Source organism: Vibrio sp. 10N, assembly GCF_036245475.1.
In the GTDB taxonomy this organism is placed as follows: Bacteria; Pseudomonadota; Gammaproteobacteria; order Enterobacterales; family Vibrionaceae; genus Vibrio.
The window spans coordinates 1,246,459-1,261,717 of record NZ_BTPM01000001.1; the positions used below are offsets into that span (position 1 = coordinate 1,246,459).

Genomic DNA, 15,259 nt, shown 5'->3' on the forward strand with positions numbered 1-15,259 from the left:
TTAACCTTCCTTGAAATTCTGTTTTAGTAATTCCCTTAAACGGCGATGGCCGAGATCATTACTTTTACTAGAATGCTGAATAATACTGACGTTAATCATGGCAGAGATCTTCTCAAACTCTACCGGAACAGGGACGATGATTCCTTGCTCAAGCGCCGACTTTGCAAGGTAAGTGGGTATGTATGTCCAGCCAAACCCAGCAATACACCACTCGAGTAGCATTTGGTAGCTGTCCGAATACCAAATGTCTGGACTTAACGCATGATGTAAGCTGCTGGTTTTGTTGTTGCGAGAACTAATCGACAACTGACGATGTAAGCTCAAAATCTCAAGATGAGGGGCGACGGTTTTCGCTAGCGGATGAGACGCTGAGACATACACATCAAACTGAAGTGACCCGATGCTCTCGAAATCGAGCGAAAAAGGCACGGAAAGATCTTCATGAATGATGGCGGAAGTGGCTCTTCCGGTTTGTACCATTTCGACCGCATCACAGCTGGAAGCAAACAACAGCTCTAACTCGAGTCTTGGAAACTCATCTGATAGCGCTCGAATGATAGGCGTAACCCACCCAAAAGGAATGCCCTCGTCAATGGTCAGGACGATAGGTTGGATCTCTTTTTGCGTCAAACTATCGACGCGTTCGGCAAGCCGACTGTGTTGAACCATGGCGGCTCTAGCGTAGGGTAGTAGCTTTTCTCCCTCTTCGGTAAGAACTGGGTAACGACCTCTTCTATCAAACAGTTCAACCCCGCAGTCAATTTCTAGGTTCATAATATTTTGACTCACGGCAGATTGTACCTTGCCTAATTTTCGCGCTGCGCTCGAGAACGACCCAGTTTCCACAGTGGTGATGAAGGCTTCTATTTGTTCCACACTCAACATATCAGTTATCCTGATGTTATCTAACTGTCTAGGACGTTAAGCATAATTGATAATACGCCTATTGCTAGTCCTTATGGCAAGGTTAGGGTGTAATTATATGAATGTGAAAGAAAGAGTTTTCCACGCCGTGTTGTTTGAAGTGACGGCTTTAACCATCATTTTTTCTGCTGCATTGATGCTAGCAGGTGTTAAGTCAACGTCGATGATTGCCGTGGGTATTGGTATGAGCGTGTTCACCGTTATTTGGAATTATTTCTATAACGTACTTTTCGACAAGCTAGTTCCAGGGTGTCGAACGCAAAGAACGTTTGCAGTAAGAGTCGGGCATGCACTGGGCTTTGAAGGTGGGCTGATTTTCTTTACGATTCCTGCTATTGCATGGGCATTGGGTGTGACGCTTTGGACAGCACTTATGATTGAAGCTGGTTTTTTAGTGTTCTTTTTCTTCTTTACCGCTGCATTTAATTGGGCGTATGACAAGTGGGCGCCTTATCAGCGCTTCACCGCTTGGTGGAATGCGCTTGTAAAAAATCCAGCACATTAGTGTGCTGGATATCGGGCAAACTAGTGAGCGTGGCGGATGGCATTGTCGATGATGTTTGCGGCATCTTGAGTGTTAATAACGTTATCGACGCCATCAATACGCACAATGAAACCTTGATCATTAATGAGTGAGGGTGCGAATGTCGCAGGGATCAGGCAACGAACCAGTCTTGTTAATCCACGAGTGCATTGGTAGTCGATGTATTCTGACAGAGTAACAGTCTCGCCATCATTGAGTATCAGTTCTATCTTGTTTGCGTCTACAGTTTGCTCGGCAACCAAGTCGAGTGAAATGTTGATCTTTTCCGCACTCGGCGCTTTGTGAATAGAAACGCTCTTTACTAGCTTAAGGTTACAACGCGCTTCCGCTACGTGCCCATAATGAAAGTTGTGTAAGACCCAATAGCCTGCGGTCAGTGTTTCACGGTTATACTGATTGTTATCCATTTATCTTCCTCCAACGTTTTATCTGCTCTTATCATAACCTAGTACGTAAGAGTAGAAAGTAACAAACTAGAAGATACTCAATATAAACATGGTGTTACGTTGTAAATCCACTCTGCATGGTTTGGAAGGGAGCCTCGTAGGCAGTCAACGGCTTTTGTTCTTACTGTTACTTATAATAAGTAGCGGAAATATGGCGGCAGCTCGTCGCCGCCGCAACCTATTTATTGACTAAGAGCTTAGTACTCGCAAGATTCTGTCCGCATGCTCAGCGGTTTCAATCCCTTCATCCGTCAGGTATCCACCATCCGGTAGAGTACAAAGTCCTTTGTCATAAAGTCTTTGGACTGCTTTTTGCATATCTTCACTAGCATCATTGTGCACTTTTATACCGGTTGCCGCACTGCTGATATCAAATTGCAGTAGTAGGTTCATCTCTGCGAGATGCTCAGGCGTGAATTTCATAGATTTGCCTCTTGGTTGAGTTTCTTCAATCAACATAGTGTGGAAACCGCAGATTGACAATCGCTGAGTGAGCAAAGTGTTAGCTTGCGCTGCCTTCTGGTAAGAAATGGTAAAAATTCGCTACTAAGTGAATGAATTATAACCGATTAGAAGCCGCTGAGATGTATTTAGTGATGAATTTGAATATAGTGAGTTGTTTTCGCTTGTTACCAGCGCTGAGCTGGTTTGAGGGGACGTGGTGTCCCAAATTAGGAGAGTAGATGTCTACGCGCAAATTAATTGTGGTACTGCTGTGTGTTTTGGGCGTGGCCTCTTGTGCGAGTACCCCACCGGTCAATGATGCTCGGGCGAATTTAAGCCCTGAAGAGCTGGAGTTGACGCGTAATAAGGAATTTGAACAGTTAACGGCGACCTATGCTCATTGGTCAAAGGCTTTAGAAGGAGCGGAGTCGTTACGTATTTATGCGCCAGAGAATTACCGAGAAATGATGTCTTCTTGGAAAAGCGCACATGATCTGTTTATTGAGATCCGCAAAGATCCCAATCAAATTGACAAGAAGCATTCGGTATTTTCTAGCGAAACCTATGCGGTAGGATTTCGTGACCGAATCAACACCGTGGAGTACAACTACCGCGCTATACAAGGCTTGAAAAAACAAGCCGATGAGCTGTTGGCTCCTGCGATGGTAGAAATGGCCTACTTAAACAGTATAGAAGCTGGTCGCTACTTTAAGCATGCTATGAATACCTTAAACCGTGACTATCGACGTTTATTCGAGCACTTGGTCGTGTCCGAAGTCGACTTGGCGACCAGTTATCAGGAGCGCTTTCTAGATCATGCAAAGGCGTTAGAAGTACGTGTTATCGATGCTAAATATGTTAAGCCATTAGAGCAGAGACTCGCGACCCTTGCGACCGCACGTTATAACGTGTTGGCACCAGTTAGCTTTGGTTATGTGGAGCAGGGTATTCACGAGTTGTCTGAATTTGTTGTACAGTCTCCGCGTGCGTTTACTGACATCGATGAGCAGGTTGAGCGAATTGATTTTCAGTTTCGTCGTTTAGAGTCGGTAGTACAAGAAGTGACTAAGCTGATCAATGTTGAGAAGTCTCAATTTGAACCCTTCGTACTTGAGGCGGAATCAAGAATGTATCGCATCTCTTCAGCTGCAAAAGGGAACGACTATCGAGACCAGTCTTTATCAGCACAATCGAATCGTATTGCTCACGATGTAGAGCGTTTAAAAGCGGCAGACAATACCCAAGCGCTTAAAAAGGAAAACGCACTGTTAAAACAGCAAATTGTGCTGCTTAAGCAACAGCGTGAAGACAGCGTCGTGCCTCTAGAAGACGCTCAGGTTGCGCAGGATGTTGCCGAGCGGAACAGAGCTGAAATTGAGACGCTGAAAAAGTTGGTCTCCGCCCTTCAAGAGCAAGCTGAATAATTCTCAAAAACGTCGCTAAATGCGGCGTTTTTTGTATCTGAGATCCAGTTTTCCATTTCGTTAATCACGCCATTACCACAAAGATGGGGTGGCGCTTTTCCTATTCTTCCCATTGTGCATACCACCATATTTGGTAAATAACATTTTACTGGCAAATAAGTCTTGATTTATTGATGGATTGGAGTGATTATCCGCGCCCGTTTTAATTGTCACAAAATATGTAAGAGAAAAATGGAAATCAATCAATTTGACGCGTTACTGCCTCCACAGATGGCAGAGCGTGCGGCAGAAGCTGGCGTAGGCAAAGCAACAAAAGATCCAATGAAGTCTTTCCTGTTGGCCATCACGGCGGGTCTGCACATTGGTATTGCGTTTATTTTTTACACCACCATTACGACTGGGGCTGGTGATTTACCTTGGGGGTTAACACGATTCCTCGGTGGCCTTGCGTTTAGTTTGGGCTTGGTTCTGGTTATTATTACCGGCGGTGAACTGTTCACCAGCTCTGTTCTCACCCTTGTGGCAAGAGCGAGTGGCAAAATTACCTGGCGCGCCTTGTTCAAAAACTGGTTCGTGGTTTACCTTGGCAACATGCTAGGAGCTCTGTTCTTAGTTGGCATCATGCTGACGGCGAAGCAATACATGTTTGACGGTGGTCAGGTTGGCCTGAATACCATGCAAATCGCTCAACACAAACTGCATCATGACTTTTGGCAGGCGGTGGCGCTCGGCATTATGTGTAATGTACTGGTATGCGTGGCGGTTTGGATGACCTTCAGTGGTCGCACGTTGACCGACAAAATCATTGTGATGGTGCTGCCGGTAGCCATGTTCGTCTCGGCAGGTTTTGAACACTGCATTGCGAACATGTTCCAAGTACCTATGGCGATTGGGATTAAAAACCTAGCGTCACCGGAATTTTGGCAGGCCATTGGTTCAACCCCAACTGATTTTGCTGACTTAAACCTCATGACATTTATTGTCAACAACCTGATCCCAGTGACGTTAGGTAACATCATTGGTGGCGGCGTGTTTGTTGGTATGTTGTACTGGCTTATCTATCTGCGTGACTAATTCAGCTCGCGCGTCTAGATAGCAAACAAAAAGGGCGGTGGCGCCCTTTTTTAGTCTCTATACACTGCTACTGTCTCACCTCTAGGGTTGCAGCCTTGTGCGTGCATGTAGGGTGGACAGAACTCACCTTGCTCGTTGCTATCATTCAATGCTTCAGGGGTGTCAATGAGCCAGTTACGAGCGACATCTTCTTGCGCGGGCACAACGTACAATCCATCCATCATATTCATCATCCTTGCTGTTTCACCAACATAGTTAATTCGAGCAAATCTCCGGCCTCTCGGCTCTGCTGATAAATTATCCGTTATTAATGACAATAGGATGACGTTTAGCGTCAAGTGGTCGTTTACAGGCTTGTGTATTGATAAATTACGTAACTTCAGTGACTTGGTTATCCACATATCTTGTGGATAACCTGGTTCAAACCTAGTGAGTAACCAAGAAAACAGTGAAATTATGAGGTGCTTTTTGGGCGAATTGTTGGCTTGCCGCTCGCGTCAAAACCTCGATAGACCACTAGGTTCAAACAGACGACGATAGAGATACTCATCATGACCCAAATAGCCATCATAATCACTAACTGATATTTGACGGCAACCACGGGACTCGCGCCGCCTAAAATTTGACCAGTCATCATTCCCGGCAGGGAAACGAGCCCTGTCGTGGCCATGGTTGCCAGAATAGGCGCGAGGGATTTTTGTAAAGATAGGCGGACGAAAGGCAGTGTGGCCATTGATATTGGCGCGCCAAGTGCAATGGAGGCCTGGTATTCACTCCACCGGTCTTCAAGGGCGCTGTAGAAGTTTTGCAGAGCGACGATGTTGCCGCCCAAACTATTACCCAACAGCATACCTGACAATGGAATGGCATACTGCGCACTGTAAAAGGGATCGGGTTGAACGGTCACGAGGCAAAGTAGCGCGAGGACTGGAAACAGTCCAATAAATAACGCCACCATTAAAAATCCCACGATAGGCTTTTTGGGGAGCTTTGCCTTAGAAGCAATGGCATTAGCTCCCACGACAATCATCACCAATAGCCAAACGAGATTGACGGCTAAACTGTCTAAATAAAACAAGTATTCTAGGTAAAGCCCGACTAAGACAAGCTGGACCGCCATTCGGATCAGGCCAATGGTCGCATCTCTACCTATGTCGAGTTTGTAGTAGTAGTTGATGGCGTAGGGGATGAGCAAGGTGGTAGCAAACAGCATGATATGCCACCAGCTGATATCGATAACCTGCTGCATGTCGTGCTCTATTTTTGTGAAAGCCAGACTGAAAGTGTACTCAAATTAACGTTATCAATCACGCGCTTTAAGTGCATGTTGATTAACAAAAAAATTACATCATTGTTTCTTAATAAGGGAAAAATACATCAAACTTATCCTTTGCTTGATCATTCCCCACGTGTAAATGTTGTGGATATGTAGCTATATTTACAGGTGGATAACAGTATTAATTTGTCATATCTGTTCATAACTTTACACATCAATTTTTAATTAAATACAACTCTGGATGAACTCAAAAAACTGTTGATTAACAAGGGGTGGAGGTGCGGAATTGATTGAACCCTACTCATAGTATGGTTTAGCATTTTCCCATAGATGTTTTAAATAATTGAGTGTCCGTCAAGGACTACTCGCGGTCTGGACAACATACAAAATAGGCAAATGTATGAGTGATGTTAACAAAGTAGAAAGTGCGGAAAAGCACGGGATGGAGTGGAAGTCGTTTTTCTTCATCTGTGCCGTATTCTTCCCTCTGTTGAGTGTGGCTATCGTTGGTGGTTACGGATTTATCGTTTGGATGCTCCAAATGTTCGTTTTTGGCCCTCCAGGCGTGCATGGTTAAGTCGTAGCCAATACCCAATCAACAAGTTTCAAGAGAGTTAGTCATGAAATCCTTTTTTATTAAACTTTGGCGCACCATCAGCCGCCCTGCCGTACACATCAGCCTTGGTGTGCTGACTGCGGGTGGTTTCGTTGCTGGTGTGGTTTTCTGGGGTGGTTTTAACACCGCGCTTGAAGCAACTAACACAGAAGAGTTCTGTATCAGCTGTCACACCATGCGTGACAACGTATACGTAGAACTTCAAGAAACCGTTCACTGGAAAAACCACTCAGGTGTTCGCGCAACTTGTCCAGATTGCCACGTTCCACATAACTGGACAGATAAGATTGCACGTAAAATGCAGGCTTCAAAAGAAGTATTCGCACAGGTTTTTGGCGATTTAGATACCCCAGAAAAATTCGAAGCGCGTCGTCTAGAGCTAGCACGCCATGAATGGGACCGTTTCTCTGCCAACAAATCTCTAGAGTGTAAAAACTGTCACAACTACGAGTCTATGGACTTCGAGCAAATGTCACCAACAGCGCGCATTCAAATGAAGTCTGCGGCAGAGCGTGATCAAAGCTGTGTAGACTGCCACAAAGGTATCGCACATAACCTGCCTAAAGATATGGCAGCGGCAAGCGGTATTGTTGGTGACCTAGAGCAAGTAGCAAGCAGCACATCTTACTCGAAAGGTCAGAGCGTAGTCTCTATTCGTCACCTACCACTTTACACCGACGAAACAGGTTCAACGGAAGCGGGTCTACTTAGCCCTGCAAGTAAAGTTGAAATCTTGGATGTTAAAGGTGACATGATCAAAGTTGAAATCGATGGCTGGCGTAAAGCGAAAGGCTTTGGTCGCGTGATTCAAGAAGACTTTGGTAAGAACATCTCAACAGCTATTCTTTCTCGTGAAGTATCACAAGGCGCTGATGTGCATGTGGGCGAGAAGAAAGAAGACGAGCTAACGGGTCTTCCTTGGGAAGAAGTTGCCGTTGACCTATGGATGAAACAAGAGTCTATGGTGACCGACTTCACTCCAATTTGGAACGCAGCTGGTGAAGCGTATCAAACCAACTGTTCTACGTGTCATACACAACCTGACGTTGCGCACTTCAGTGCAAACGGCTGGGTAGGCATGCTAGACGGTATGATCGCGTTTGTGAACTTCGATACAGATACAGAAGCACTGGTTCTGAAGTATCTACAGAAGCACTCTTCAGATTACTCTGAAGGCCACCACTAATAAACGTCAATTGGAGTTAAAAAATGGCAATTACAAGAAGAAGCTTCCTTAAAGGCGTGGCGGGCTCGAGTGCAGCAACACTGATTGGTCCGAGCCTACTGGCATCAGCGACGGCAAGTGCAGCAGAAACAGACGGCACTTGGAAAGTATCTGGTTCACACTGGGGTGCGTTTCGCGCCCGAGTGTGGGGCGGCAAAGTTCAAGAGATCAAACCGCTAGAAGTGGACAAATACCCAACAGACATGTTGAACGGTATTAAAGGCATTATCTACAGCCCATCTCGTGTTCGTTACCCAATGGTTCGCCTTGATTGGCTGAAGAAGCACAAGTACGCAGCTGAAACGCGTGGTAACAATCGTTTCGTGCGTGTGACGTGGGACGAAGCCTTAGATCTTTTCTACCGTGAGCTTGAGCGCGTGCAAAAAGACTACGGTCCGTCTGCGCTGCACACCGGTCAAACGGGTTGGCGTCAAACCGGTCAAATGCACAGCTGTACTAACCACATGATGCGTGCAATGGGACTGCACGGTTACTCAGTTAAGAAAGTGGGTGACTACTCAACAGGTGCGGGTCAAACCATCCTGCCATACGTGTTGGGCTCGACAGAAGTTTACGCTCAAGGTACCTCTTGGGAGCTTATCCTAGAGAACAGTGACAACATCATTCTTTGGGCAAACGACCCAGTGAAAAACCTTCAAGTTGGTTGGACATGTGAAACGCATGAGTCGTTTGCATACCTAGAGCAGCTTAAAGAAAAAGTCGCTAAAAAAGAGATCAACGTAATCTCGGTTGACCCTGTTAAAAACAAAACGCAGCGTTACCTAGAAAACGACCACATGTATGTGAACCCACAAACTGACGTAGCCTTTATGCTAGGTCTGGCTCATGTGTTGTACAACGAAGATCTTTACGATAAGAAATTTATCGAGACGTATTGCCTAGGTTTCGAAGATTTCATTAAGTATGTTCAAGGTGAAACCAAAGACCGCGTCGAGAAAACGCCGGAATGGGCTGCTGAGATTTGTGGCGTACCAGCGGATAAGATCCGCGAGTTTGCTCGTATGCTGGTTAACGGTCGTACGCAAATCCTGTTCGGCTGGTGTGTTCAGCGTCAAGAACACGGTGAGCAACCATACTGGATGGGCGCAGTACTGGCTTCAATGATTGGTCAGATCGGTCTACCAGGTGGTGGTGTGTCTTATGGTCACCACTACTCAGGTATCGGTGTTCCTTCAACAGGTTTTGCCGCTCCTGGTTCATTCCCGTTGAACATCGACCAAGGCCAAACGCCTAAGTACACCAACCAAGACTTTAAAGGCTACAGCCGTGTAATCCCAGTTGCTCGTTGGGTGGACAGCCTGCTAGAGCCTGGTAAGAAGATCAACTCAAATGGTTCGGTTGTAACACTGCCTGATATCAAGATGATGGTATTTAGTGGTAATAACCCTTGGCACCACCACCAAGATCGCAACCGCATGAAGAAAGCGTTCCGCAACCTTCATACTGTTGTGGCGATTGATTTTGCGTGGACTGCAACGTGCCGCCACTCTGACATCGTGCTACCAGCATGTACTCAGTGGGAGCGTAACGATATTGACGGTTACGGTGCGTACTCAGGCCGTGGTCTGATTGCGATGCATAAGCTGGTGGACCCGCTATTCCAGTCTAAAACTGACTTCCAAATCATGACGGAGTTAACTCGTCGTTGGGGTCGCTCTGAAGACTACACGCGTGGCATGACAGAAATGGAGTGGGTGAAATCACTTTACGACAACTGTAAAGAAGCCAACAAAGGCAAGTTTGAACTTCCAGAGTTTGCTGAGTTCTGGGAAAAAGGTTTCTTAGATTTCGGTACAGGTAAACCTTGGGTACGTCACGCAGATTTCCGTGAAGACCCAGAGATCAATGCATTAGGTACACCGTCTGGCTTTATCGAGATCACGAGCCGTACTATCGGTAACATGAACTACGAACACTGCCAAGAGCACCCAATGTGGTTTGAAAAGTCAGAGCGTTCACATGGCGGCCCAGGCTCAGACAAACATCCGTACTGGCTACAGTCTTGTCACCCGGATAAGCGTCTGCACTCACAAATGTGTGAATCAGAAGAGTTCCGTGCGACTTACGCAGTGCAAGGTCGTGAGCCGATTTACATCAACCCGAAAGATGCCAAAGCAAAAGGCATTAAAGACGGTGATGTGGTGCGTGTATACAACGATCGCGGTCAGCTACTAGCAGGTGCGGTTGTCACTGATAGCTTTGCACCTGGCGTGGTTCGAATTGAAGAGGGTGCATGGTATGGCCCACTTAACGAGAAAATTGGCGCATTGGATACCTATGGCGATCCAAACACGTTGACGCAAGATATTCCATCTTCGGAGCTTGCACAGGCAACGTCTGCGAACACTTGTTTGGTCGACTTTGAGAAGTTTGTAGGCAAACTTCCACCAGTGACCTCGTTCGGTGGTCCTATCGAAGTGGTATAACGCAAGTAAGTGCTAACTAGTACACAAAACCCATCGGAAACGATGGGTTTTTTTATACCTAACAATATACTCATTAGGTAATTGGTTAATATATCGAGACCCTATGACTGAGTATATTTCTGTTTTACCAGAGCTAGATGCACTAGCGATCAACCCCGACATTGAAATAAAACTGGATAGCGGCGAGCTGACTTGCTGTTATCACAGCGTACTAACTCGACCTTTGTCTTCTCAAACCGCATTACTGCGCTTTGAAAATCAAGTAGAGACTCGCGCACAGTTATTGGGTGATGGGTTTCAAATGTTGTGCCAAACCGCTGGCTCGCCAAATGCCTTAGTGGATGTGGGTCGTTGTCCTGACAACAATGCCAGCTACCGACTCTACCCATCAGAGGCTCCAAAACGGTTCTACAACTATTTGGTGGTGGAGCAGTCAACTGGCTTTCAGCTTTACGGCTTTACCTCTTGCCATCGCTTCGCGGGTTACTTCCTAATTGAACCTACACGCCATGGAATAGATGTCGTGGCGTACTTGGATGGCGAAGAGAGTGAGCCCCAGTATTGGGAAACCAACCAGCTTGAATCACTGACGGTCATTCATGGTAGTAGCTTAGATAGCGTCTATGAACAGTACGCGCAGCGAATTGCTAACCATCATCCCGTTCGAAATGGTGCAAACCAAAATAGTCCCATCGGCTGGTGCTCTTGGTATGCCTATTACGCTGAGGTGACCAAAGAGAATGTTATCGACAATACACGCATCATGAGCCAACAACTCAATGATCTGCAATGGGTGTTACTCGATGACGGCTATCAGGCGTTTATGGGCGACTGGCTGTCACCTTCAGATAAGTTTGATGGTGGCGTGCAATCACTGATCGCAGAGATCCGTGCTAACGGTAAGAAACCTGCGATCTGGCTGGCGCCATTTATTGCTCAAGCCGAATCGGAGGTTTTTCAGCAGCACCCTGATTGGTTTTTAAGACACCCATCTGGTGAATTGTTGAAAGCGGAAGACATCACCTATGGCGGCTGGCGCTGCACACCTTGGTACATTTTGGATGCGACTCATCCAGAAGTACAAGCACACCTCACTCGTGTTGTTAAAGTCATGCGCGAGGAGTGGGGTGTTGAACTATTTAAGCTGGATGCCAATTACTGGGGGACGTTGAAAGGCTGTCGATATCAAAAAGGAGCGACAGGTATTGAAGCCTATCGTCTTGGTATGGCTGCGATCAATGAAGGGGCAGGCGATGCGCTAGTGCTTGGGTGCAACGCGCCGATGTGGCCATCTTTGGGTTTGGTGGATGCGATGCGTGTTTCTGACGATGTCGAGCGTCACGTTCACCGTTTTGAACAGATAGCCAAAGAGACGTTTTATCGTAGTTGGCAACATCAGCGTTTATGGTTGATTGATCCTGATTGTGCGACGTTCACCTCGCTTGCGAATCAAGGTGCCGATCGCAGTGCGTATGAGTTCCATCGTGATGTCTTGCTTGCTGCTGGTGGTTTATTGCTTTCTGGAGACCCGCTACCAGAGCTGACGCCATTTGCTAAAGAAACATTAGCGCGCCTTATTACTCGACAGCAGCAAACCAGTCGCGCCTCGGTATTCAGTTCACTGACACTTAATCATGCGACGCTTAAACTGTCTGAAGAGCGCCGTTTGCACTGTTTGTTTCACTACAATGACGTGGTGAGTGAGTACACCCTCACCACGGAGTTTCCAAGTGATTGGTATGATTTTTGGACAGGAGAGAAACTCAATCAAGAGCCGGTACAAATACAGATAGTGCCCATAAGCCAAGGCTTAAGTAGCCGAGCTGTTGTGTCGATCGTGCATTTGCCGCAAGCATGAATGCAGGCTTACATTTCAAATAAGCCGTAGTAACTGTATCCAACAATAAGTGCTGGTAGTGCGGAATATAAGGTCGCTGCCAGCGCTGCTTTTGGCGCTAATGCAATAGCCGGAAATAGTGCATCACCATCATTAGAAAGCGCATTGGCGATTTGCGCAGACATTGGCATGACACCAGAAATATATAAACTGGTAACCAGTATTTGCGGCCCGCAGCCAGGAAGTAACCCCACCAGCATGCCGACCAATGGCATATACACGCCGTATCCGCATAGCGACGCTGCCATATCAATGTGCGCGAAGTGAATCGACAGCTCGAAAGCGAGAAATGCAACAATCACCCAAGCGCTAACAAAGTGCGTATCTTGCGCTGCTTTTTGCATAGGATGTGACGTGGGGGTTTTGTCATCTTCGGCTACCGTACTTTGATAGTCATGGATTTCTTTGGTAAATGCCCATAAAAACATCATCACGACCGCGAGAATAGCGCCAGTCCATTCAATGCTACCGTCGGAGATACCAAGTACTGCGTTGATATCGACTTGAAATGACATTGCAAACGCTATCACGGTAGCAGGCACAATGAGCCAGGTCCAAAATAGACCTTGCAAGTTGATGGCTCTGTTTTGTAACGGAGTCGCGTCGCTGCTAGCGTTTGAGCAGCAGCTCTGGGATGAGGTAAAACGGCTCACCATTGTGCTGACATGACTTTCTGAAGGCGGTCTTAGGAAATCTTCAGCATGGATGCGGTTGACGACAAGCCCCGTTATCGCGCCAACGATGACACCGAGCACCATCATACCTGCACCAACCCCAGGTTGACTCGCGATCAGTAAGAAGGCGGCATCGCCCATCGTTGCTGTGAGCACCGCGACGACAGAGCCAAACCCGACTCGGCCAGTAACAAACTGAGTGGTGACAATAATTGCCCCGCCGCAACCTGGCAATGCACCCAACATTGAGGAGAACAAGACCTGATAGCTAGGGGATTGATGATAGAGTTCGACAACTCGGTTTTTGCTCGACATCATCCGCGCAACTTGGTGATACACAACCAAAGTGAAAGCGACATAGCAAGAGACTGCCCAGAAGGCATCGGCGAGGGCATTCATAGTGGCGTCACGAGTTGCACTGCTAATAAGCAGTGCCGTAAGTGCAACGGGCAGCACTAAGCGCTTGTATTTAGGTTTAAACTGGTCAATGTTGAGACCATTAAGGATAGTGGGACTTTTCACCAGAAACATTGTCGTCACCAAAGTCAAATGAGAATTATTATCGAGTATATATTAATGATAATAATTCTCAATTGTAATTATGGGGTTTGTTTACACAATGTGAGGACGAAAGAATCATGGGAATCACGCATCAACCGATGACAAATCGAGAAAATCAGGTAAAGTATCGCCCCTGTGAGAGTAATACAGGCGAACTCGCCTGAATGATCAGAATTAGTTAGGAAGCAAAATGATTTTAGTTGTCGGTCATAAAAACCCAGATAGTGATAGCATTTGTGGTGCACTTGTTGCTGCAGAACTTCTAAAAGCTCGCGGTCTTGAAGCGAAGCCAGTTCGTCAAGGCGAGATTAACCGTGAGACGCAACACATTCTTGCAACAGCAGGCGTTGACCAACCAGAACTACGCACAAGCGTTGCTGGTGAAAAAGTTTGGCTAGTAGATTACACCGATCTAGCGCAAGCACCAGACGATATCAACGAAGCAGAAATCCTAGGTATTGTTGACCACCACCGTCTAGGTGATGTGATGACAGTAAACCCTCTTGAAGCTTGGATCTGGCCTGTAGGTTGTACTTGTACCATCCTATTTAACCTATTCAAGATGGAGCAAGCAGAGATCACTCGCCCACTAGCGGTTCTAATGATGTCTGCAATCCTATCTGACACAGTAGGTTTCGCATCTCCAACTTGTACTCAAAAAGACAAAGATGCGGTTCTAGAGCTAGCACAAATCGCTGGTGTTGAAGATCTAGACGCGTTCATCAAAGATCTATTGATCGCTAAAACAAACATCGAAGGTCTATCTGCTGCTGAACTAGTAGAAAAAGATCTTAAAGCTTACCCATTCAACGGTCGCGATGTGGTTGTTGGTCAGGTTGAGCTTGCGACACTTGAGCAAGTTGATGGCATGATCGAAGCGCTAGAAGCTGACCTAACTCGTCGCTGTGAAGAAGAAGGTCTGGCGTTTGCTGCTGTGATGCTTACTGACATCACAACCGCTCAAACTCGTCTAATCTACAAAGGTGAGTGGGCTGAGAAACTGGTTAAGCATGAGAAAGATGGCATGCTGATGATGGAAAATACACTAAGCCGTAAGAAGCAAGGCTGGCCTTGGCTGCAAAACGAGCTCGTGTAATCTTTCACTGAGTTTGATAGAGCCCTAGTTACCGTGACGAAACGTCATAGGTGCTGGGGCTTTTTATTTCCGCTATCCTAAAGTTAAACTTAATCCCTAGAGTTATAAATAATCAAAAAGGCGCGCTGCAATGGCATTAGAACAACATCAAATTGATGAAATCTCTCGTTACGATGAAGAGAAGAGACTGAAGTACAGTGTGAAAACCATGGTGCAAGAACGTCAAATCTGGATTCTGACGGACGAGCACGGTTGCGTGATGCTCAACACCGAAGATGAAGATTGCGTGCCAGTATGGCCACATCAAGAGCTGGCTGAGCAATGGGCCACTGGTGAATGGGATAACTGTAAAGCTGAAGCGATTTCTCTAAACAAATGGCACAGCCGTTGGACATATGGCTTAGAAGACGATGAGCTAGCGGTGGTGGTGTTCCCAAATCAAAATGAGGAAGGCGTTGTGCTATTCCCAGAAGAGTTTGATTTTGAGCTTAAAAAGCAAGCCAGCAAAGCGCGTTAATTACAGGTGTGAATAAACCGTAATCAGACATTTCACACAGTAGGCAGAAAATAAAACATAGGGTAGACTTATCGGTTCTATTTCTCTGCTTACT

The 15,259-nt window shown here is 46.4% G+C and carries 15 protein-coding genes; 9 read left to right on the forward strand and 6 right to left on the reverse strand.

Features of this window, described 5'->3' with window-relative positions; genetic code table 11:
• Positions 1–885: a LysR family transcriptional regulator gene (locus AAA946_RS05905; protein WP_338164030.1), complete on the reverse strand. Its 885-nt coding sequence runs from the start codon at positions 883–885 to the stop codon at positions 1–3.
• 97 nt (positions 886–982) lie between these two features.
• On the opposite strand from AAA946_RS05905, the gene AAA946_RS05910 reads away from it, so the two are divergent.
• Entirely contained in the window at positions 983–1,429 is a 447-nt protein-coding gene (locus AAA946_RS05910; protein ID WP_338164031.1) for a PACE efflux transporter, read from the forward strand.
• A gap of 20 nt (positions 1,430–1,449) precedes the next feature.
• Here AAA946_RS05910 and AAA946_RS05915 read toward each other — a convergent pair whose 3' ends face one another.
• Positions 1,450–1,875 carry a hypothetical protein gene (locus tag AAA946_RS05915; protein WP_338164032.1) on the reverse strand — a complete coding sequence of 142 codons (426 nt, stop codon included), beginning with the start codon at positions 1,873–1,875 and terminating at the stop codon, positions 1,450–1,452.
• Positions 1,876–2,103: 228 nt separating this feature from the next.
• A complete protein-coding gene (locus AAA946_RS05920; RefSeq protein WP_338164033.1) occupies positions 2,104–2,337 on the reverse strand; it encodes a TIGR02647 family protein in 234 nt (77 codons plus the stop codon).
• Between the two features lie 260 nt (positions 2,338–2,597).
• On the opposite strand from AAA946_RS05920, the gene AAA946_RS05925 reads away from it, so the two are divergent.
• Positions 2,598–3,782 carry a hypothetical protein gene (locus AAA946_RS05925; RefSeq protein ID WP_338164034.1) on the forward strand — a complete coding sequence of 395 codons (1,185 nt, stop codon included), beginning with the start codon at positions 2,598–2,600 and terminating at the stop codon, positions 3,780–3,782.
• A 231-nt stretch (positions 3,783–4,013) separates the two neighbouring features.
• Complete coding sequence (gene focA / locus AAA946_RS05930) at positions 4,014–4,856, forward strand: formate transporter FocA (RefSeq protein WP_338164035.1); 843 nt, start codon at positions 4,014–4,016, stop codon at positions 4,854–4,856.
• A 50-nt stretch (positions 4,857–4,906) separates the two neighbouring features.
• On the opposite strand, the gene AAA946_RS05935 is transcribed toward focA, so the two are convergent.
• Both AAA946_RS05935 and AAA946_RS05940 read right to left on the reverse strand, forming a co-directional pair.
• On the reverse strand, positions 4,907–5,080 hold the full coding sequence (locus tag AAA946_RS05935; RefSeq protein ID WP_338164036.1) for a hypothetical protein: 174 nt from the start codon (positions 5,078–5,080) through the stop codon (positions 4,907–4,909).
• Between the two features lie 230 nt (positions 5,081–5,310).
• Complete coding sequence (locus tag AAA946_RS05940) at positions 5,311–6,105, reverse strand: ABC transporter permease (RefSeq protein ID WP_338164037.1); 795 nt, start codon at positions 6,103–6,105, stop codon at positions 5,311–5,313.
• 427 nt (positions 6,106–6,532) lie between these two features.
• Between AAA946_RS05940 and torE the strand changes: the two genes are divergently transcribed.
• The 4 genes from torE to AAA946_RS05960 all read left to right on the forward strand — a co-directional run bounded on the left by torE (position 6,533) and on the right by AAA946_RS05960 (position 12,278).
• On the forward strand, positions 6,533–6,709 hold the full coding sequence (torE, locus tag AAA946_RS05945; RefSeq protein WP_042499363.1) for a trimethylamine N-oxide reductase system protein TorE: 177 nt from the start codon (positions 6,533–6,535) through the stop codon (positions 6,707–6,709).
• A gap of 43 nt (positions 6,710–6,752) precedes the next feature.
• Positions 6,753–7,934 carry a pentaheme c-type cytochrome TorC gene (gene torC, locus AAA946_RS05950; protein ID WP_112478214.1) on the forward strand — a complete coding sequence of 394 codons (1,182 nt, stop codon included), beginning with the start codon at positions 6,753–6,755 and terminating at the stop codon, positions 7,932–7,934.
• A 23-nt stretch (positions 7,935–7,957) separates the two neighbouring features.
• Positions 7,958–10,420 (forward strand): trimethylamine-N-oxide reductase TorA, encoded by a 2,463-nt coding sequence (gene torA, locus AAA946_RS05955; RefSeq protein WP_338164038.1) that lies wholly within the window; start codon positions 7,958–7,960, stop codon positions 10,418–10,420.
• 103 nt (positions 10,421–10,523) lie between these two features.
• A complete protein-coding gene (locus tag AAA946_RS05960; RefSeq protein ID WP_338164039.1) occupies positions 10,524–12,278 on the forward strand; it encodes a glycoside hydrolase family 36 protein in 1,755 nt (584 codons plus the stop codon).
• 8 nt (positions 12,279–12,286) lie between these two features.
• Here AAA946_RS05960 and AAA946_RS05965 read toward each other — a convergent pair whose 3' ends face one another.
• A complete protein-coding gene (locus tag AAA946_RS05965) occupies positions 12,287–13,522 on the reverse strand; it encodes a putative manganese transporter (RefSeq protein WP_338164040.1) in 1,236 nt (411 codons plus the stop codon).
• A gap of 220 nt (positions 13,523–13,742) precedes the next feature.
• Here AAA946_RS05965 and AAA946_RS05970 point away from each other — a divergent pair, with 220 nt between their 5' ends.
• Both AAA946_RS05970 and AAA946_RS05975 read left to right on the forward strand, forming a co-directional pair.
• Positions 13,743–14,648, forward strand: coding sequence for a manganese-dependent inorganic pyrophosphatase (locus tag AAA946_RS05970; RefSeq protein WP_042477482.1), 906 nt, complete (start codon positions 13,743–13,745; stop codon positions 14,646–14,648).
• Between the two features lie 130 nt (positions 14,649–14,778).
• Positions 14,779–15,165: a DUF2750 domain-containing protein gene (locus AAA946_RS05975; protein ID WP_338164041.1), complete on the forward strand. Its 387-nt coding sequence runs from the start codon at positions 14,779–14,781 to the stop codon at positions 15,163–15,165.
• Positions 15,166–15,259: the final 94 nt, after the last annotated feature.